Origin of the sequence: Mesoterricola silvestris, assembly GCF_030295405.1 — a bacterium.
GTDB lineage: Bacteria > Acidobacteriota > Holophagae > Holophagales > Holophagaceae > Mesoterricola > Mesoterricola silvestris.
Genome location: NZ_AP027080.1, coordinates 1,128,718 through 1,149,864, shown reverse-complemented (window position 1 = coordinate 1,149,864; position 21,147 = coordinate 1,128,718). Strand labels below are relative to the sequence as shown.

Genomic DNA, 21,147 nt, shown 5'->3' with positions numbered 1-21,147 from the left:
ATTTTTAAGGCACGATTCCGGCACCCGCCCGGGAAGTTCCTCGGGGCCGGTTCAGGCGCCGAACCGTTCTCCCACCTCGCCCATGGTCATGGGTACGACCCCGTAGCGCTCCCGCAGCGCCACGTGGAACCGGAGCAGTTCATCCAGGATCGCGAGGTTCTCCCGCAGGTGGGTGCCGAAGTTGTGGGGATGCCACCACAGATGGAAGGATTCCCCACGCTTGGCCGCGCGCTCCATGGCCGTGCGGATGCGGGCCACCCGCATTCCGTCCAGGGGCGCGAGCCGCGGGGAGAAGGGACGCAGGAAGCGGCTGGAGGGGCAGTTCACCAGCCCCGTGTCCAGCCAGGGCCGGGGCACGAAGCCATTGGGGCCCGACAGGTCCAGGTAGTGGTCCGCCACCCGGGCGCCCCGGGTCAGGAGGGACTGGCCGGGGCCCGAGCCGGATTCGTACATCCAGGCGGCTTCGTTGCCCCGGAAGACGGTGAAGCCAAGTTCTCGGCAGGCGGCCAGGTAGGCCTGGTTGAACTGATTGCGGGGGAAGACGAAGCTGGTGCCCGCGCCCAGGGGTTGCGCGGCCTCCTTCCAGGCGGCCAGGTCCGCCTTGAACTGGGGGGCGTCCTGGCCCTCCTCCAGGCAGTAGAAATGGGAAAAGGTGTGGCTGCCCAGTTCCATACCCTCGCAATCCAGCACCTGGCGCACCAGGGAGAGCCCGAAGTGGTAGGGGTCGCTCCGCTCGTCCTCCCCGATCTCGTCCAGGGCCAGGTAGGGATTGAGCTCCCGCCGGGCATAGGCGGGGCGGAGGTCCGGCAGGTGGGCGAGCAGCTCCTTGCGGGTTTCGAAGAGGGCCATGCCCACCGCCGCCCAGGTGGCGCGCACGCCGTGGCGCTTGAAGAGGGCCAGCATGGCCGGGATGGCCTCCCGCTCGCCCAGGATGTGGGGGCCGTACCCCTCGACGCTCCGGCCCCCCCGCACGCCCCACATGAGCTCGAAATCCAGGGAGATGACGAAGGCGGGCGGGGGCGTCGCGGCCGCCCGGGGCGCCGCGGCCTCCACCCGGGGAGGGGCTCCGGTGGCGGCGTGCGCCACCTGGCGGATCAGGGTCTCCCACCGGTCCACCACGCGCTCGTTGTCGAAGTGGGTCTCGATGCGCGCCCGCCCCGCGGCGCCCAGGGCCAGCCGCTCGGCGGAAGGCAGGGCCATGACGGCCCGCAGGGCCCGGGCCAGGGCTTCCGGGTCGCCGCAGGGGACGATGTGCCCCGTGACGCCCTCCACCACCAGTTCCAGCACGCCCCCGGCGTCGGTGCTCACCACGGGGACGCCCGCGGCCATGGCCTCCATGACCGTGTTGGGCAGGCCCTCCCAGGCCGAGGAGAGCACGTAGGCGTCGCAGCCCTTGAGCAGGCGCGCCACGTCCGTGCGGGAGCCCAGGAAGCGCACCCGGCCGTCCAGGCCCCGGCGGGTGGCGTCGGCGCGCAGGGCCGCCTCGTCCTCCCCGTCCCCGGCGATGAGCAGGTGGCCTTCGCCGCAGCGCTCCATGGCGGCCAGCAGCGTGGGATAGTCCTTGGCCGCCCGCAGATTGCCCACCGCCAGCCACAGGAAGGTCTCCGGCCCCAGGCCGAACTCCGCCCGCACCTCCTCCCGGGGGACCGGGGAGGGGAAATCGGCGGCCTCGATGCCGTTGGGGATCACCAGGGTCTTGGCGGGGGTCAGCAGCCCCCGGGCCACCATGTAGGCGATGCCCGCGTGGGAATTGGAGGCAGTGAGGGCGATGAGGGGCTCGGTGCGGCGGTACAGCTGCCGGCGCAGGCCGTTCTTCACGTAGGCGGTGCGCAGGGAGGACACCACGGCCCGCACCCCCGCCAGGCGTCCGCACACGCGGCCCATGATATCGCCGTGGTAGTTGAAGGTGATCACCACGGAGGGGCGCCAGCGGCGAAGCTGGAGGGTCATGCGCAGGGCCACCCGCAGGGCCATGGCGGGCGGCCAACCCATGGTGGGCGAGCATTCGTGCACCGCCACCCCCGCGGCCCGCATTTCGTCCAGGTAGGCCACCGACGGCAGCATGGTGATGACGCCCACCCGCCACCCGCGCCGCTGCAGGGTGGTGGCGATGCGGTGGAGCTGCCGGTCGGCGCCTCCGCGGATCAGGTGGTCCGTGATGAATACGACGTCCATGGCGGCGGGTTCCTGGAGAGGTCCGGGGGCGGCACCGGCCCTCAAGGCGCGATCCCGTTTCCGGAAAGGGTGTTCCCGCTCAGGGTAGCGCCACTGCCGCTGCTGTTGCGAATCCCGTACTGCCCGTTGCCGGTGCAGGTGTTGCCGGAAACCACCGTGCCCGCGCAGTCCTCCAGGTGGATCCCGTTCACCGAACTGCCCGTGACGGTGTTGTTGGAGACGGTGGTGTTGGTTCCCTTGGCCACCACCATGATGCCGTGGCCGGTGGTGGTCGTGACGGTGTTGCCCGTGAGGGTGTTGCCGTCACAGGCGGAAAGGGCGATGGCCGCCGGGTTGCCTGAGAGGCTCCCCACCCCGTTGCCGTTGTAGGTGCAACCCGTGACCACCGTGCGGGTCACGGAGGACGTCGCGAGGTTCACGTAGGCCGGCCCCAGGGCCGTCCCGTACCCGGCGTTGGCCGTGAAGACGCACCTGGAGACGGTCACGCCGTCGACGGAATCCCCCGCGTTGGGCTCGATGTCCAGCCCGCACTCCGGGGCCGTGCCCCGGGTGTTGCTGAGGGTGGTGTCCTTCACCTGGATATCGCTGCCCTTGACGATGGACATGGCGTTGCGCCGGTTGTGGTCCAGGGTCGACGCGCAGACCACCAGGGCCGAACTGGACCCGGAAATGTAGATGCCGTCCCCCCAGCACTCCTTGACGGTGACCCCCTGGACCACCACGTTGGTGGAGCTTTCGATGGCGATGCCGATGCCCCATTCCCCGCTGGTGCCCGTGTGGGCGCTCCGCTCCCCGGCGATGGTCCCGCCGGTGATGGTCACCCGGCTGAGGCCGCCCAGGTACAGGACGTTGTAGTTGCCCGCCGAGGTGGGGATGGCCTGGAGCACGGCGCCCGACCCCAGGGCCAGGGTCATGCCGCTGCGCAGGGAGACCCCCCCCGCCGCCGCATTGATGAGGTAGGTCCCGTCGGGGACCACCACGGATCCCCCCGACCCCGCCGCCGCGTTCACCGCCTTCTGGATGGCCGCCGTGTCGTCCGAGACCCCGTCCCCCTTGGCGTTGTAGGGGGCGTTCCGAACGTTCACGGTGAAGGTCCCCACCGCCGGGGCGCAGGGATCCGCCACCACGGGCGGCGGGGTGGGCGTCCCGGTCGTCCCGAGGGCCTTGGCGCCCCCCGCACAGGCCACCAGAAGGCCGAGCACCGCAAGGGCAATGCCGGGGGGACCCGGCCAGGCGATTCGAGGGGGCATGGGCAGCTCTTAGAAAAAGGCGAGGTCGTGGGCGTACGGGATCGGTTCGTGTCGGTGATGGTACTCCCCTTGCCCGCTTTCCACATCCAGAAACTCCCAAAAAAAGGGGGATCGCAAGCGATCCCCCTTTTCCTGTTGAACTTGCGTTTCCGTTAGAAGGCCACCTTCAGGACCGCGTCCGGGACGACGATGTACATCGTGCCCAGGTCGGCGGGCACCGCGATCCCCACGGGGAAGGCCAGGGAGGCGGCCAGGGGCGTGGTGGCGTTGGCCAGGATGTTCTTCATCGTTCCGGGGATGCCGATGATGGTGGTGACCTCGCCGGCGGGGGTGATCCTGCGGATGGTGTTGTTGTAGGTGTCGGCCACGTAGACGTTGCCGGCCCCGTCCACCGCGAGGGCGTTGGGGTTGAGGAAGGAGGCGCCGGTGCCGGTGCCGTCCGCGGAGCCCGGAGTCGCCTGGCCCGCGAAGGTGCTCGCGGTGTTGGTGTCGAGGCTGATCAGGCGGATCGCGTTGTTGCTCTGGTCGGCCACGAACAGATTGTTCCCGGAAAGGGCGAGGCCGGTGGGGTTGTTGAAGGTGGAGATGCCGGCGGCCCCGTTCACGAAGGAGCCGACGCCCAGCTGGCCGCCGATGGTGCTGACGGGGTTGTCGGTGGCGGAGGAAATCCTGCGGATCAGGTGATTGCCCTGGTCGGCCACGTAGACGTTGCCGGTGGCGTCCACGGCGATACCCGTGGGACCGTTGAACGTGGAGGTGATGCCGGTGGTGCCGTCGGTGGCGCCCGGGGTGCCGGAAATGCCGGCCAGGATCACCGGGGTCCCGAAGGAGGCCGGGTTGGTGACGTCGCCGCCGGTGTAGGTGACGCTCTTGACCAGGTGGGTGGCGGTCTCCGTGAAGTAGATGGTGCCGCCGGCTCCGGAAACCTGGACGGCGATGCCATTGGGGGAGGCGCCGGGAACCTGTGCCACGTCGCCGGTGAGCCCGGTGGAGAGGTCGATGGCCCGGATGTAGTTGCCGCTGGTCTCGGCCACGAAGGCGAGGTTGTGGGTGTAGTCCACGGCGATGCCGCGGGGGCTGTTGTACAGGGCCGTTTCAGCGAGAATCGAACGGTTCCGGTGGGCGGCGCCGCCGGCGACGCCCTGGATGGTGTTCACGGCGCGGGTGCCTCCGAACGCGACGGTGCGGATGGTGTTGTTGGCGAAGTCCGCGACGTAGAGCAGATTGGCCGCGTCCAGGAGGAGGGCGGTGGGGTACTGGAAGCGGGCGCTGGTGCCGGTGGAGTTATCGGTGCTCCCCACGGCATTGAGGGCCCCGGCGATGATGGTGGTCTGGCCAGGAACCGCGCCGTAGAAGGAATCGACCGATTTGACCACGCTGGTCTCGTAGTCGGTCACGTAGAGGGTTGCCGCGTCCGCCGAAAGGGCCAGGCCGACCGGGTTGATGAAATCGGAGGAAAGGGTCGTGGCGAGGGCGGGACTCCCCGTCAGATCCAACCCGATGACCGAGTTGGACCCCTTGTCCGTGACGTAGAGGATGCGGTACACGGTATCCACGGCCAATCCGGTCACCCAGTTGAACGCAGCTCCGTTGACGGCGAGGGTGGTCATGGCGCCGGTGTTCTTATCGACCACGCGAATGGCGTTGTTGAGGTGATCGGCCACGTAGAGGGTGGTCCCGTCAAGGGCGAGGCCCACGGGGACATTGGCCTGGCTGAAATGGAAATGGGTCGCGTCGTTGCCCGGGACGCCGGGCGTTCCCGCCAGGGTGCTCACCTGACCGTTGGTCGTATTGATCTTTCGGATGGTCTGGTTCCAGGTGTCGGCCACGTAGAGGAAGGTTCCGTCGAAGGCCAGGCCGCTGGGTCCGAAGAAGGTGGCGGCGGTGCCCACCAGGTCATCGTTGCCGTGCTTGCCGGCGGTGCCGTACGGGGTGCTGACGACGCCCCCGGAGGTGATCATGCGGATGGTGTTGTTGTCGTAGTCCGAAACGTAGATGTTGCCCGATCCGTCGAAGACCATGCCGTTGGGTTCCCAGAACCGCGCGTCGGGGTAGGACCCGTCGGTGTTGCCCTGGCCCGAGGGGATGCCGGAGTAGGCATTCAGGGATCCCACCAGGACCTTGACCGTGGCCGGGGTGGTGTCGCCGGCCTGGTTGGAGACGGTGAGGGTGAAGCTGGTGGTGCTGGCCAGGTTGCCGGTGGCCAGGGGGGTGCCGCTGGTGATGGCGGCGTCGGCGAGGGCGCCTCCGTTGACCTTGGCGCTGGAGCCGGTGAAGACGGCGTTGAGCGTCGTGGCCGCGTTGGTGCCGATGATGGCGGCGCCGGGGGTGAAGGAGGTCACCGCGGGAGCGGCGACGCAGGTGATGTCCTTGGTTGCGGCGGTGGCCGCCAGGCCCGCGGCGTTCGACACGGTGCAGGTGAGGGTGACCGTGCCGACGGTGCTGGGCGTGAAGGTCGGGGCAACCGTGGTTTGGCCCGCGGTGAAGGAGCCGCCTGTGATGGACCAGGCGTAGGTGGAGTTGTTCCCCTGGTCGGGGACGGAGGCGGTATAGCCCCCGACCTTGTTCTGGGTCACGTAGTCGGTCACGGTGCTGGCCACGGTGATGGTCGGCGTGGTGGCGAGGGGGACGATGGTGCTGTCGGCGGCGCCGGGGGTGGCGGCGGTTCCGGCCTGGTTGCTCACCGTGCAGGTGAGGTGGACGGTGCCGGAGGCATCGGCCGTGAAGGTGGCGGAAGCTGTGGTTTGGCCCGCGGTGAAGGTGCCCCCGGTGATGGTCCAGGCATAGGTGGAATTGGCCTGGGGCGTGATGGAGGCGACGTTGCCCGTGGACAGGGTGGTGACGTAGCTGGCCACGCCGATGGTCGGGGTGCTGGCGGCGGCGACGATGGTGCTGGAGCCGGTGCCCGGGGTGCTGGGGGAGCCCGCGCCGTTGGTAACCACGCAGCTCAGGCCCACGGTTCCGCTGGCATTGGCCGTGAAGGTGGCGGAAGCGGTGGTTTCGCCCGCGGTGAAGGTGCCCCCGGTGATGGTCCAGGCATAGGTGGAATCGGCCTGGGGCGTGACGGAGGCGGTGTTGCCGGTGGAGGACGCGGTCACGTAGTTGGCCACGACGATGGAAGGCGTGCTGGGCGCGGCGTAGATGGTGCTGGAGGCGGTGCCCGCCGTGCCGGCCAGGCCCGCGCCGTTGGTGACGACGCAGCTCAGGTCCACGGTGCCGGTGGCGCCGGCCGTGAAGGTGATGGTGTCGGTGCCGGAGCCGGCCGTGACGGTGCCGCCGGTGAGGATCCAGGCGTAGGTGCTGCCGGCCTGGGGGGTTGCGGTGGCCGTGAGGCCCGCGGTCAGGGCCGTCACCTTGGAGGCCACGGTGATGGAGGGGGTGACGGGCGCGGGGTAGATGGTGCTGGAGGCGGTGCCCGCGGTGCCGGCCAGGCCCGCGCCGTTGGTGACGACGCAGCTCAGGTCCACGGTGCCGGAAGCGCCGGCCGTGAAGGTGATGGTGTCGGTGCCGGCGCCGGCCGTGACGGTGCCGCCGGTGAGGATCCAGGCGTAGGAACTGCCGGCCTGGGGGGTGGCGGTGGCCGTGAGGCCCGCGGTCAGGGCCGTCACCTTGGAAGCCACGGTGATGGACGGGGTGACGGGCGCGGGGTAGATGGTGCTGGAGGCGGTGCCCGCGGTGCCGGCCAGGCCCGCGCCGTTGGTGACGACGCAGCTGAGGCCCACGGTGCCGGAGGCGCCGGCCGTGAAGGTGATGGTGTCGGTGCCGGCGCCGAACGTGACGGTGCCGCCCGTGAGGGTCCAGGCATAGGTGCTGCCGGCCTGGGCGGTGGCGGTGGCCGTGAGGCCCGCGGCCCCGGCGGTGACCTTGGAGACCACCGTGATGGCGGGGGTGACGGGCGCGGGGTAGATGGTGCTGGAGGCGGTGCCCGCGGCGCTGGGGGTGCCCGCGCCGTTGGTGACGACGCAGCTCAGGCCCACGGTGCCGCTGGCCCCGGCCGTGAAGGTGATGGCGTTGGTGCCGGCGCCGGCGGTGACGGTGCCGCCCGTGAGGGTCCAGGCGTAGGTGCTGCCGGTCTGGGCGGGAACGGAAGCCGTGAGGCCCGTGGCGCCGGCGGTGACCTTGGAGGCCACCGTGATGGTGGGCGTGGCGGGCGCGGCGTAGATGGTGCTGGAGGCGGTGCCCGCGGTGCTGGGGGTGCCCGCGCCGTTGGTGACGACGCAGCTCAGGCCCACGGTGCCGCTGGCCCCGGCCGTGAAGGTGATGGCGTTGGTGGTGCCGCCGGCGGTGATGGTGCCGCCGGTGAGGGTCCAGGCATAGGTGCTGCCGGTCTGGGCGGGAACGGAAGCCGTGAGGCCCGTGGCGCCCGCGGTGACCTTGGAGGCCACCGTGATGGTGGGCGTGGTGGGCGCGGCCAGGACCGCGACGGTGGCGGTGCCGGGCGCGGTGGTGGCACCGGCGAGGTTGGAGGCGACGCAGCTCAGCTGGAGGGAGCCCACGTCCCCGGCGGTGAAGGTGACGGTGTTGGTGTCGGCCCCGGCGGTGAGGGTGCCCCCGGTGATGGTCCAGGCGAAGATGGCGCCCGTCTGGGCGGGCACGGAGGCCGTGAGGCCCGCGGTGCCGGCGGTGGCCGCGGTGGGGGCGGTCACGACCGGCTGCACGAGGGTCGTGGTGATGATGGTGGAGGAGGCGGTGCCCTTGGCGCTGGCGGTGCCCGCGGCATTGGTGACCACGCAGCCCAGGTCCGTGGTGCCCGAGGCTCCCGCGGTGAAGGTGACGCTGGCGGTGGTTCCGCCGGCGGTGATGGTGCCGTTGGCGATGGTCCAGGCATAGGTGCAGCCGGTCTGGGCCGGAACCGTGGCCGTCAGGCCCGTGGCGTTGGGGGACACGTTGGCGGGCGTGGTGATGACCGGAAGGACGGGCGCCGCGACGATGGTGGAGGTGGCGGTCCCGGCGGCGCTGGCGACCTTGTCGGCATTGGTGGCCACGCAGGAAAGCGTCACGGCGCCGCTGGTTCCGGCGGTGAAGGTGACGGACGTGGAGGTGGCTCCCGCCGTGAGGGTGCCGTTGGTGATGGTCCACGTGAAGGTGCAGTTCGTCTGGGCCGGCGTGGACGCGGTGAGATTCGTGGCCCCGGAGGTCACATAGGCCGGAGCCGTGACCACGGGGGTGGTGGGCGCGGGCGCCGGGGTGGAACCTCCACCCCCGCCGCCGCTGCAGGAGGGCATGAAGGCAAGGGCCAGGGCGGCCGCAAAGGGGAACAGGACCCTGGGCACCAGGCCCTGGTGGGGAGGTCGATCGAGGACGGCAGCGCCCATGGGTTACTCCTAGAAAGTCATCGTCGGCGAAGGCGCCCGGGGTGCCTTTGCAGGTGTGATGCATTGCGGACCAGGTTCAGAAAGCTTGAGGAACACCCTAGGATGCATGTTTTCTACAATTCAATCAATATCCCAATTAAAAGATTTTTGACGGGGCGGAGCCGGGCGATTCCCGGCCGGAATCCCCAATACATAAAATTTCTATTTGTGAGCTTTAGCGTTCAGGATTCCGAATCGACCCCATCGACCCGGGGGGGTTCCGCGGGGGGGGCCGGGCGCGGCTTCAGGGAGGAGCCCCGCATACGCATGTTCATCAGGAACGCCTTCTTGTCCCGGTGGTAGGCGTCCTCGTCGTAGGCGGGGGTGGAAGCCAGGGACCATTCGGCATACTGGTGCAGGGTCATGACCGGTTTGGCCGGATTGCCCGCGGCCAGCACTCCGGGCGGGACATTGCGGGACACCACGGCCCCCGCGGCCACCACCGAATTGGGGCCGATGGTAACGCCCGGCAGGAGGATGGCGCGCTCGCCGATGACGCAGTTGTCCAGGATGTTGATGCGGCCGTACTTGATGACCTTCCGGTACCGTTCCTGATGCCGGAAGGCGAAGGTCCCGCCATCGTGCGTGATGAAGACGACATCGGAGGCGATGGCCACATGGTTGCCCAGGGTGATGAGATAGGGTTCCGTTCCGAAGGTGGGGATCCGGGCGAATCGGCAGCCTTCGCCCATGACGAGGCCCGCTCGACGAAATTGCCAAAGCCGTATTTTCTTATATAAATTCTTGAGCTCCCGGATAATGCCCATGAGTAACACCTGTGGTTGCCCTCTGGATCATGCACTCGAAGCCTTCGACCAATCAAGGCTATTTTTTCAAGCCGGGCCCTTGCCCTGGAAGGGATGGCGGGTCACCAGGGGCGGGGGAAGAGCCGGAGCAGTTCCGCCACCTTGTCCCGCCGGTACGCCTCCCGGTCGTACGGGGGATTGACCGCCAGCAGGTTCTCCGCGTAGGAATCGATGTCCCGCAGGACCCGCGCGGGAACCCCCGCCACGACGCTGTTGGGGGGCACGTCCCGGGTGACGATGGATCCGCTGGCCACCACCGCGTTGGGGCCGATGCTCACCCCGGGCATGAGGAAGGCGCCCTTGCCGATGAAACAGTTGTCATGGATGGTGATGCGGCCGTACCGGATCACCTCCTTGAACCGGGGCCGGTCCCGGATGACCCAGGTGCCGCCGTCGTGGGTGATGAAGGTGACATTGCTCGCCAGGGTCACGTGCCTGCCGATGCTGATGAGGTAGGGCTCGGAACCGAAATCCGGAATGCTCACCATGCGGCAGTCATCCGCGACCTGGAGGCCCTGCTTCAGGTATCCCCTCAGTTTCCATTTGTGGATCAGGGATCCGAGCATGGTTTGCACCTTTCCGGTGAGGCCCGCCCATTGTAGTGGATGAAACCCCGGGGCGGAATCCCGCCCTCCTTTTCATCCCCGGAAGGGGCCGAAGAAATTTCATATTCATTTAATTTCGCCCCTGCAAGGGCGATTTATTCCCTTTTTCTTTTTTTCCCCCTCTTTTTCGCAATGAATCTAAAATTACTTTGATCTCACGACTAATGGGTTCCGGTCATTGACCCGATAGAACGGGCGTGAGGGCGGAGGAGCCCATGAACGGTATTGGCATTCAAATACGCCTCCTGGGATTGCTCGTCATCGGCACCGTCTGTTCCTTCATCGCCTGCGGGGGCGCGGGATCCCCCAATTCCGCCCTGACCCCGGCGACGACCGCGGCCCTGTCCGTGAACCTGGACTACATCGACACGAACGGCAACGACGTGGTGACGGCCACCGTGGCCAACCCCGGTGCCCAGGACACGGCGATGACCTGGTCCGTGGACAACATCCCGGGCGGGGACCCCACCGTCGGCACCATTTCCGGCACCGGGACCTCCGCCACCTACGTGGCCCCCACCAATCCCGGCACCCACACCATCACGGTCGTGAGCCAGGCGGACGCCAAACGGGTGGGCACTGCCCCCGTGCGGGTCTTCGCCCCGTCCATGGACGTGGCCCTGGATCCCGCCTCCGGAACCCTGGCCCCCTCGGAGACGCTGGCCATCTCGGCCGCGGTGACGGGCACCCGCCACACCAGCGTGGTCTGGTCGGTGGATGGGGTCGTGGGCGGCAACACCACCACCGGCACCGTTTCCGGAACCGGGTCGAAGGTCACCTACACCGCCTCGGCCGCCCCGGGCACCCACACGATCCGGGCCGCCAGCTCCGTCAACCCCCTGATCTACGACCAGGCCGCCATTACCGTCCTCTCCCCCGGTTCCATCGTGGTGGGGGTGAGCCCGGCCAGCGCCTCGGTCCTCAACGGGGGCTCGCTGTCCCTCACCGCCACCGTCAGCGGCTCCACCAACACCGCCGTGACCTGGGCCGTGGACGGCATCCCGGGCGGCGACGCCACCACAGGGACCCTCGCGGGCTCGGGCGCCACGGTCGTGTACAACGCCCCCGCCGCCGCCGGCACCCACACCGTCACCGCCGCCAGCGTCGCCGCCCCCGCCAGCACCGGCGCCGCCGCCATCACGGTGAGGCCCCCGGTGCAGGTGGCCCTCACCCCCGCCTCGGCCAGCGTACCCCCGGGCGCCACCGCCTCCTTCACCGCGACGGTCGCCGGAGCGGCCAGCACGGCCGTGACCTGGTACGTGGATTCCGTGGCCGGCGGCAACGCCACCGTCGGGACGATCACCGGCACCGGCGCCACCGTGACCTACACCGCGCCTTCCACCGCCGGATCCCACACCGTCTCCGCCACCAGCGCGGCCGATCCCACCCAATCCGCCTCGGCGGTCGTCACGGTCCAGGCCCCGGTGGCCGTGACCCTGAGCCCCTCATCGGGCAGCCTGAGCGCGGGCGCCACGGCCGCCGTCACCGCCACCGTCACCGGCGCCGCCAACACGGCCGTCGCCTGGACCGTGGACGGCGTGGCCAACGGCAATGCCACCGTGGGCACCCTCACCGGAACCGGCAACACCGTCACCTACACGGCTCCCGCCGCCGCGGGCACCCACACCATCCTGGCCACCAGCGCCGCCGACCCCACCAAGTCCGCCTCGGGGACCGTGACGGTGCTTTCCGGGGTGGCGGTCACCCTCACCCCCGGCGCCAGTTCCCTGGCCACCGGAGCGGCCCTGTCCTTCACCGCCACGGTGACCGGCACCACCACCACGGGCGTCACCTGGACGGTGGACGCCGTCGCGGGCGGCAACAGCACCGTGGGGACCATCACCGGAACCGGGGCCACGGTCACCTACACGGCGCCGGCCGCCGCCGGGACCCACGTGGTCTCGGCCAGGAGCACCGTCGACACCACCAAATCCGCCTCCACCACCGTCACGGTCACCGCGGGCGTGACGGTGGCCCTCACGCCGGGAGCCACCACCGTCACCGGCGGCACCACCAAGACCTTCACCGCCACCGTCACCGGGTCCACGTCCGGGGTCACCTGGACCGTGGACAACGTGGCGGGCGGCAACGCCACCACCGGGACCCTCTCGGGCACCGGCACCACCGTCACCTACACCGCGCCCACCGCCGCCGGGACCCACACCCTCATGGCCACGAGCGTCGGCGATCCCACCCGGAACGCCTCCGCCACGATCACCGTCACCGCGCCGGTGGTGACCCTGGCCCTGAGCCCGTCGGGAACGGCCAGCGTCGCCACCTCCGGCACCGTGTCCTTCACGGCGACGGTGACGGGCGCGAGCGATACCGGGGTGACCTGGACCGTGGACTCCGTTTCCGGAGGCAACGGCACCGTGGGCGTCATCACCGGCTCCGGGGGCTCGGTCACCTACACGGCGCCGGCCACCGGCGGGTCCCATGTGGTTGCGGCCCAGAGCACGGCGGATCCCACCCGCTCCGCTTCCACCACCGTCACCGTCACCGCGCCGGTGGTGACCCTGGCCATGACCCCTTCGGGAACGGCCAACCTCGCCACCTCCGGCACCCTGTCCTTCACGGCGACCGTGACGGGCGCGAGCGACACCGGCGTCACCTGGACCGTCGACACCATCACCGGCGGCAACTCCACGGTGGGAACCCTGTCCGGGACGGGCGCCACGACCACCTACACGGCCCCCGCGGCCGCGGGCACCCACACCGTGAAGGCCACCAGCACCGCCGACCCCACCAAGAGCGTCTCCACCGTCGTCACGGTGGCCGCACCGGGCACCACCACGGCCATCATCCTGACCCCCGCGGTGCCCACCGCCGTGGGCAGCGGGGGCCAGCTCACGTTCTCCGCCGCCATCACGGGCTCGAGCACCGATTCGGTCACCTGGAGCGTGGACGGGATCGCCGGGGGCAATGCCACCGTGGGCACCATCTCCTCCGCGGGCGTCTACACCTGCCCCTCGGTTTCCGCCAAGACCATCCGCCGGATCACCGCCACCTCCGTATCGACCCCCTCGGTCTCGTCCAGCGTCCGGATCCTCACGGTGACCAGCAACACCACCGTCAACGCCAGGACCCAGTACGGCGCCACGGGGGACGGATCCACGGACGACACCGCGGCCATCAACCGGGCCCTGGCCGCCACCGGCAACGGCATCTGCTACGTCCCGGCCGGCACCTACCGCATCAACCCCACCGCCTCCTCCAGCCAGTTCGGCCTCTACCTCAATCCCGGCAATACCCTCCTGCTGGATCCCGGCGCGGTGCTGCAGTGCATCACCATGACCACCTCCAGCGGCTACTCGGTGGTGGGCATGAAGGAGTCCAACATCGCCCTGGTGGGCGGCACGATCATCGGCGACCGGGTGGGGCGCAACCTCGGCACCTACATCAACGGCACCGGCTCGGACGTGGAGATCGGCAACGGGGTCGCCATCGGCAACGCCAGCGGCATGACCATCCTGGGCACCACCTCCAAGAACAACTGCAACGACGGTTTCTACATCTACAACAACGTCTCCAACGTGGTGATCTCCGATTGCACCGCGGACAACAACCGCCGCCAGGGGTGCTCGCTGGTGTACTGCAACGGGATCGTCATCCAGTACAGCACCTTCAGCAACACCAACGGCAACGACCCCGCCTGCGGCCTGGATTTCGAGCCCAATTCCGGCTCCACCGTCGCCAATGTGCAGGTGATCGGCTGCAACATCTTCGGCAACGTGGGCGGCGGCATCGCCGGCGGCGGCTCCACGAAGAACGGGCCCACCGGCAACGGCACCGCCTTCTGCACGGACTGCGTGGTCACCGGCTGCAGCATCACCGACAACGGCGGCAGCAACTACATGCTCGGCGGCATCGCCTGGGACGAGTCGGAACGGATCTCCTTCACCAACAATTTCATCAAGAACAACAAGGGCGACGGGATCTGGATCGACTACTACTCCCTGAATTTCGTCATCACGGGCAACACCGTGACCTCCAACCAGGGCGACGGCATCTACCTGGCCTACTGCACCGGCACCACCGTCAGCGGCAACACCGTCACCGGCAACACCGGCACCGCCATCCGCAATGCCGACGGCACGGCCACGGTGGGCACCAACACGACCAAGTAGACTTGGGGGATGATGAAACCCGGGATCCTGATCCTCGCGCTGACGCAGCTGGCCATTCTGGGCGCAGGGGCCCCGCCCCGCAGGCCTCCGCCCCAGGCCCAGGTGCGCAGGGCGCCCTATGCCGCCAAGGGCGACGGGGTCGCCGACGACACCGCCGCCATCCAGAGGGCCATCGACGCGGTCGCCGGCACGGGGGGCACCGTGGAGATCCCCGACGGCACCTACCTCATCAACGCCACCGCCCGGGAGGGCAAAAGCGGCCTGCTCCTGGGCAGCCGCATGACCCTGCGCCTCGCCCCCCGGGCCGTGCTGAAGGCCATGCCCTCGGCGTCCCCGGGCTACGCCATCGTGGCCGTGGACAAGGCCACCGACGTGACCATCCAGGGCGGCCGGATCCAGGGCGACCGGGACACGCACCAGGGCCTCGCCGGGGAATGGGGCATGGGCCTGTCCATCACCGCCTCCGCCCGGGTGCGGGTCCAGGGGCTGACGGTCTCGGACTGCTGGGGGGACGGGTTCTACGTCGCCCGGGCCTGTTCGGACCTCAGCTTCGACCAGGTGGTGGCGGACCGGAACCGCCGCCAGGGCATGTCCATCGTTGGCGGCCAGGACATCCAGGTGCGGTCCTCCACCTTCAGGAACACCCAGGGCACGCCCCCCGAATGCGGCATCGACGTGGAACCCAACGCCGGCGAGACGGTGACGCGCCTCCTCATCGCCGACTGCACCATCACCGGGAACCGGGGCGGCGGCATCGCCGGGGGACCCCCGGCCCGGTACAGCAATTCGGCCTTCTTCAACAATTCCCAGATCGTCCACAACCTGATCGCCGGGAACCGGGGCTTCGGCATCGGCATTTCGGCCTGCGACGGGAACCTCATCAAGGACAACACCATCCAGGCCACCGACGGGTACGGCATCCACCTGCGCACCAACGCCACCGGCATGACGGTGAGGGGCAACACCGTCACCGGCAGCACCCGGGACGGCATCTACCTGGAGTCGTGCCCGGGGACCGTGGTGGAAGGCAACACCGTCCGCGGCAACAAGGGCCGCCCCATCCGCCAGGACCGGGGCTGCGGCGCGACGGTGGGCGCGAACTAAGGAGTGTTCGGCATTTTGTAGGCTCAATGAATAGTCAGGTTGTACTCATGGCTCAAGCCTCGTGCACCAGGATTTTCGTCCCGGAGGAACGATGGTAAGAAGCTTCTTGACCGATGAGATGTGCGAAAAACGGGCGCCCCTGCTGCCTCCTGAGCAGGGAAGGATGGGACGTTCGCGGCTTCCCAACCGCCCGATGGTGTAGGGGATCCTCTGGAGGCACCAGACGGGAGCGCCATTCGATGGAACATCAGAAGCCTCGCGACCCGCTTTGATGAGACGGCTCGCAGTTATTCAGCACAGGTTGCAATAGCCTGGCTCGTTGTGTGGTTGAAGCTCTGAACGGCTTGTCCTGGGCGGATCGGAAGGCCCATCGAAAAGCTGAAACGCTGGGGCGCTGGGGACTCGCTGGGGCGCTGGGAAAAGAAGGAGAAGCTGGCGCATGCGCACTTCGCCCAGGTCTATTCACAGTTGCGTGTCTCCGGTCTCGAGGTTGGCCTGCTTTTGAACGTCCGCGGCTGGCCCCTCAAGGATGGCGGAATCCGCCGGGTCATTCACACCCGGGCTTGAACCCCCAGCGCCCCAGCGAGATCTCTGCGCCCCAGCGTTTCATCTTTTCGCCTGGATTCTCCGGCGAAAAACAGGTTCGTAGGTTGCCAGGAAACTCACCTTCCAGGCACCATGCCCCGAGGGGATCGGGTATAAGCCATCCTTGTCCACAGATTCCGGACAGACCTTAATTCCGGCTTTCCACCTTCGACCGGAGGGTCCTGAAGATCGTCAGGTCCACGAGCGGCTGCAGGACCAGGAGCCAGATGGCGCCGTAGGCGAAGGCGGCGAGGATCTTGCCCCAGTCGGGGATGTTGTTGGGGATGTAGGCGCGAAGCGCCCAGACGGGCAGCACCGCGGCGGGGATGCAGGTGATGAAGGAGATGGTGGAGACGGTGCGGAAGGTCCTGGCCGTCACGCCGAAGACGCGCTCGCTGTCGAAGCCGATGCGGCTCTGGCTCACCCTGAAATAGTTCACGTAGGCGTGCACCAGGGAGGAGCCCCAGGATTCGGACGCCGGCTGGGCCAGGACCTCCAGGGTCTGGTCGCCGAGCATCTTGGCGAACTGGATGGCGGTGCCGTTCTCGCCGCTGCGCACCACCCGGCCCAGGGTCTGGAAGCTGTCGGCCCCGGATCCGCCCCGCAGGCCGATGGAGACCTCGCACTGGCTGCCCACGGGGAGCGGCTCCGCCGCGTTGAGGAGGATGCCGCCCATGCTGATGTTCACGGCGATGGCCGCGAGGATGACCTTCCCCTTGACCAGGACCTTGACGGGGGCGCCCAAGGGAATCCGCTTGGCCGTTCTCGACTCGATGGTTCCGCTCATGGTGGACCTCCCCCGGAGGAATGCTGAACGAAGACTACCCGATGCGTGCGCTGTTTCAATCTCCATTCTTGCAAAAACTCGGCAATTGACCAGAGAGAAATCGCCCTGCTGAAAGGGATATCGTCACAATTCCGGGTTTTCTTGAATCCCTAGTTTCTCCCCTCCGGACTCGCCGGAGGGTCCTCTAGCCGTGCAACTCGCGGTGTGTCAACACTAGCTTCGGGATGTCCCGGCGCAGGCGCTGGGCCAGCATCTCCACCAGCGCCACGCTCCGGTGCTGGCCGCCGGTGCAGCCGATGGAGATGGTGTGGTAGGCCCTGCCCTCCTGCTGGATGTAGGGCCAGGCCCAGAGGATCCAGTTCTCCGTGAGGGCCAGGAAGGTGCCGAAGATGTCGGATTTCAGCAGGAAGTCCCGGACCGGGATATCCTTACCGGTAAGCGGCTTTAATTCAGCAACATAGTGGGGATTGGGCAGGAACCTGGCGTCCAGGACCATGTCCGATTCCGGGGGGACCCCGTGCTTGAAGCCGAAGCTGATGAGGCGCAGGGTGGTGCCCTCCACCGGGAGGTCCGGCAGCAGCTCGGAGATGCGGCGGCGCAGCTGGGACAGGGTCAGGTTCGTGGTGTCGATGATGGCCGTGGCCATCTCCCGCACGGGCACCAGGCTCTCCCGCTCGCGCTTGATGGCCTCGCTGAGGGCGCCGTCCTTGGCCAGGTAGTGGGGGCGCCGGGATTCCGAGAAGCGCCGCAGGAGCGCCTCGTCCTGGGCCTCCACGAAGACCACGTACACGGGGATGGAACTGTCCAGGAGGCGATCCACCAACGCCGGCAGTTCCTCGGCGAACTCGGGGTGGCGGTTGTCCATGCCCACCGCCAGCCGGGGACGGCTGGGGTTGAGCTTGGCCTCCAGTTCCAGGAGCGGCTCCAGGAGGCGCGCGGGGACGTTGTCCAGGGCCGTGCAGCCCGCATCCTCCAGCGCGCTGAGCACCGAACGCCTTCCGGCCCCCGACATCCCTGTGACGATCACCAGTTCCATAGAACTAGCGAACCATAAAGCGCTTGGGATGTCAGCCGGAATTTTCCTGCTGGCCCTACTCTTCCTCCAGCCCGCCCGCCGAGAAGCGCATCACCCGCTTCACCGCGTCGCCGGGAAGGCCCATCTCCATGAGGGAACCCAGTTCGTCGGGACCCAGTTCATGCATCCCGGCGGGTTCGCGGAAGAAGGACTCATCGTCGGGGATATAGGCGGGCTGGGGCTCGACCCGGTACAGGTAGCTGATGATCTCGTCCTCGTACCCGAACCGCATCTGCTCGAAGTATTCGTAGCTCTCCCGCTTGTATTCCACCAGGGGGTCCTTCTGGCCGTAGCCGCGGAACCCGATGGCTTCCTTGAGGTGGTCCATGACCAGCAGGTGGCGCTTCCAGGCGGAGTCGATGATCTGCAGGATGGCCACCCGCTCGTGCCAGCGCAGGACGTCCTCGCTGCCCAGGCGGCGTTCCTTCTCCTCGTAGGCCTCCGTGACCATGGCACTCAGCTGTTCGATGGCCTGGGCGTGGCCCATGCCGGCGTAGGCGTCCAGGTCCACGCCTTCCAGGGCGTAGAGCTGCTCGAACCGCTCCTTGAAGCCCGCCACGTCCCGCTCGCCCTTCTCGGGGAGGTAGTCGGTCACCAGGCCCTCCACGATCTCGGCGGCCACCCGGAGCACGTACTCCTTGGTGTTGCCCCGCAGGATCTCGCAGCGCAGCCCGTAGAAGAAGATGCGCTGCTTGTTCATGACGTCGTCGTACTCGAGCAGGTGCTTGCGGATCTCGAAGTGGTGGGCTTCCACCCGCTTCTGGGAACGCTCGATGGCGCGGGTGACCATGCCCGCCTCGATGGGCTCGTCGTCGTTCATGCCCAGGGTGCTCATCATGCTCTTGATGCGGTCCCCGCCGAAGATGCGCATGAGATCGTCTTCGAGGCTGAGGTAGAACCGGGAGGAGCCGGGGTCGCCCTGGCGTCCCGCGCGGCCGCGGAGCTGGTTGTCGATGCGCCGGCTCTCGTGGCGCTCCGTGCCCAGGATGTGGAGGCCGCCGGCCTCGATGACCTCGGCCTTCTCGGTCTCGGTCTGGCGGGCCATCTCGTCCACCAGGGCCAGGAACTCCGCCGTCTCGCGGCCGTCCTCGTGGTAGATCTCGATGCCGCGCTTGCCGGCCTCCATCTTGGCCATGCCTTCGGGGTTGCCGCCCAGGACGATGTCGGTGCCGCGGCCGGCCATGTTGGTGGCGATGGTCACGGAGCCCTTGCGCCCGGCCTGGGCGATGATCTCGGCCTCCTTGGCGTGGTGCTTGGCGTTCAGCACGACGTGGCGGATCTTGGCGGCCTTGAGGGCCTCGGACAGGTCCTCGCTGCTCTCGATGCTGGCGGTGCCCACGAGGATGGGCTGGCCCTTGGCGTGCAGCTCCTTGATCTCGGCGATGATGGCGGCCTTCTTGCCGTTCTTGGAGGCGTAGACCGTGTCGGCGTAGTCCGCGCGGATCATGGGCATGTTGGTGGGGATGACGATCACTTCCAGCTTGTAGATCTGCAGGAGCTCCCGCGCCTCGGTCTCGGCGGTGCCGGTCATGCCCGCGAGCTTCTCATACATGCGGAAGAAGTTCTGGAAGGTCACGGTGGCCAGGGTCTGGTTCTCGGCGTTGACCTCCACGCCCTCCTTGGCCTCGATGGCCTGGTGGAGGCCGTTGGACCAGCGGCGGCCCGGCATCATGCGGCCCGTGAACTCGTCCACGATGACCACTTCCAGCCCCTTGCCGTCCTCCTTCTCCCGGACCATGTACTCCACGTCCCGCTTGTAGAGGTTGTGGGCCAGCAGGGCCTGGTTGAGGCCGTGGAGGGTCTCGATGGCGGAGGGGTCGTAGAGGTTGGCCACCCCCAGGATCTGCTCGGCGTGCTGGATGCCCTCGTCGGTGAGGGTGACCTGGCGGTCCTTCTCGTCGACCTTGAAGTCCACCTCGGGCTTGAGCTTGGGCACCACGGCATCGATGCGGAAGTACTTGGAGGTGTCCTCCTCGCTGCTGCCGGCGATGATCAGGGGGGTGCGGGCCTCGTCGATGAGGATGGAGTCCACCTCGTCCACGATGGCGAAGGTGAAGCCGCGCTGGGTGAAGTCCTCCAGGGACCACTTCATGTTGTCGCGCAGGTAGTCGAAGCCGATCTCGTTGTTGGTGGCGTAGGTGATGTCGCAGGCGTAGGCGGCGCGGCGCTCGTCGTCCGTGAGGCCGTGCTGCACGACGCCCACGGTGAGGCCCAGCCAGCCGTAGAGACGGCCCATCCACTCCGCGTCGCGCCGGGCCAGGTAGTCGTTCACGGTGACCAGGTGGCTGCCCTTGCCGGCCAGACCGTTCAGGTACAGGGGCAGGGTGGCGGTGAGGGTCTTGCCCTCGCCCGTGCGCATCTCGGCGACCTTGCCGTAGTGGAGCACCATGCCGCCAATGAGCTGCACATCAAAATGGCGCATGCGAAGCACCCGCCGGGAGGCCTCCCGCACCACGGCGAAGGCTTCGGGCAGGATGTCCTCCAGGGTCGCCCCGTTGGCCAGCTTTTCCTTGAAATAAGGAGTCTTGGCCTTCAGGTCGTCGTCCGAGAGCTCCCGGATCCCCGCCTCGAGGGCGTTGATCGTCTGGACCTTGGCCCAGAGGCGCTTCAGCTCGCGGTCGTTCTTGGAGCCGATGAATTTCTTAAGGAGGTTGTCAAGCATGCTGGGTTCCAGTTCCGTCAAGCCCTCCATTTTACATGCGACGCGGCGAATTGCCCACCATACGTCGCGAAATCACCGGAGGGTCGTATTCCTGACCCTTCCGCTTGAGTACTCAAGGGGGCTGGGGCAAACTGTGGGATTGTTTATGGAGCATCAATGAGCATTGAACAGACGTTTGGGATCATCAAGCCCAATGCGGTCCAGGACGGCAACATCGGCAACATCCTTTCCGCCATCGAAAAGGCCGGCTTCACCCTGCGCGGCATGCGCATGGCGCGCCTGACCCCCGAGCTCTGCCGGGGCTTCTACGCCGAGCACGTCCACAAGGGGTTCTACCCCGAGCTGGAAGCCTTCATGACGGAAGGTCCGGTGGTCCTCCTCTGCCTGGAGGGCGAGAACGCCATCCTCCGCTGGCGGGAACTCATGGGGGCCACCGATCCGGCCAAGGCCGCCGAAGGCACCCTCCGCAAGCTCTACGGCCAGAACATGGGGCGCAACGCCACCCACGGCTCCGACTCCCCGGATTCGGCCGCCCGCGAAGTGAGCTACTTCTTCAGCGCCTTCGACCGCATCTAAAAAGACCCGCCCCCCGGCATCGTTCGGACGAACGTTCGAAC

The 21,147-nt window shown here is 68.1% G+C and carries 11 protein-coding genes; 3 read left to right on the top strand and 8 right to left on the bottom strand.

Annotated elements, in window-relative coordinates; genetic code table 11:
- Nucleotides 1-51 precede the first annotated feature (51 nt).
- The 5 genes from R2J76_RS04825 to R2J76_RS04805 form a co-directional block, all read right to left on the bottom strand.
- On the bottom strand, nt 52-2,175 hold the full coding sequence (locus tag R2J76_RS04825) for a glycosyltransferase (RefSeq protein ID WP_316414672.1): 2,124 nt from the start codon (nt 2,173-2,175) through the stop codon (nt 52-54).
- A gap of 41 nt (nt 2,176-2,216) precedes the next feature.
- Entirely contained in the window at nt 2,217-3,425 is a 1,209-nt protein-coding gene (locus R2J76_RS04820) for a right-handed parallel beta-helix repeat-containing protein (protein WP_316414671.1), read from the bottom strand.
- Between the two features lie 152 nt (nt 3,426-3,577).
- Nucleotides 3,578-8,740, bottom strand: a complete 5,163-nt coding sequence (locus tag R2J76_RS04815) for a hypothetical protein (protein ID WP_316414670.1) — start codon at nt 8,738-8,740, stop codon at nt 3,578-3,580.
- A gap of 221 nt (nt 8,741-8,961) precedes the next feature.
- Entirely contained in the window at nt 8,962-9,471 is a 510-nt protein-coding gene (locus R2J76_RS04810; protein ID WP_316414669.1) for an acyltransferase, read from the bottom strand.
- Between the two features lie 176 nt (nt 9,472-9,647).
- Nucleotides 9,648-10,151 carry an acyltransferase gene (locus R2J76_RS04805; RefSeq protein ID WP_316414668.1) on the bottom strand — a complete coding sequence of 168 codons (504 nt, stop codon included), beginning with the start codon at nt 10,149-10,151 and terminating at the stop codon, nt 9,648-9,650.
- Nucleotides 10,152-10,405: 254 nt separating this feature from the next.
- Here R2J76_RS04805 and R2J76_RS04800 point away from each other — a divergent pair, with 254 nt between their 5' ends.
- Nucleotides 10,406-14,317 carry a beta strand repeat-containing protein gene (locus R2J76_RS04800; RefSeq protein ID WP_316414667.1) on the top strand — a complete coding sequence of 1,304 codons (3,912 nt, stop codon included), beginning with the start codon at nt 10,406-10,408 and terminating at the stop codon, nt 14,315-14,317.
- A 12-nt stretch (nt 14,318-14,329) separates the two neighbouring features.
- Complete coding sequence (locus R2J76_RS04795; RefSeq protein ID WP_316414666.1) at nt 14,330-15,421, top strand: right-handed parallel beta-helix repeat-containing protein; 1,092 nt, start codon at nt 14,330-14,332, stop codon at nt 15,419-15,421.
- Nucleotides 15,422-16,154: 733 nt separating this feature from the next.
- Here the strand turns inward: R2J76_RS04795 and R2J76_RS04790 are convergent.
- The 3 genes from R2J76_RS04790 to secA all read right to left on the bottom strand — a co-directional run bounded on the left by R2J76_RS04790 (nt 16,155) and on the right by secA (nt 20,530).
- On the bottom strand, nt 16,155-16,793 hold the full coding sequence (locus tag R2J76_RS04790) for a PilZ domain-containing protein (RefSeq protein ID WP_316414665.1): 639 nt from the start codon (nt 16,791-16,793) through the stop codon (nt 16,155-16,157).
- Between the two features lie 184 nt (nt 16,794-16,977).
- Nucleotides 16,978-17,829 (bottom strand): RNase adapter RapZ, encoded by an 852-nt coding sequence (gene rapZ, locus R2J76_RS04785; protein WP_316414664.1) that lies wholly within the window; start codon nt 17,827-17,829, stop codon nt 16,978-16,980.
- Nucleotides 17,830-17,884: 55 nt separating this feature from the next.
- Complete coding sequence (secA, locus tag R2J76_RS04780; protein WP_316414663.1) at nt 17,885-20,530, bottom strand: preprotein translocase subunit SecA; 2,646 nt, start codon at nt 20,528-20,530, stop codon at nt 17,885-17,887.
- 156 nt (nt 20,531-20,686) lie between these two features.
- Here secA and ndk point away from each other — a divergent pair, with 156 nt between their 5' ends.
- Nucleotides 20,687-21,106 carry a nucleoside-diphosphate kinase gene (ndk, locus tag R2J76_RS04775; protein ID WP_316414662.1) on the top strand — a complete coding sequence of 140 codons (420 nt, stop codon included), beginning with the start codon at nt 20,687-20,689 and terminating at the stop codon, nt 21,104-21,106.
- Nucleotides 21,107-21,147: the final 41 nt, after the last annotated feature.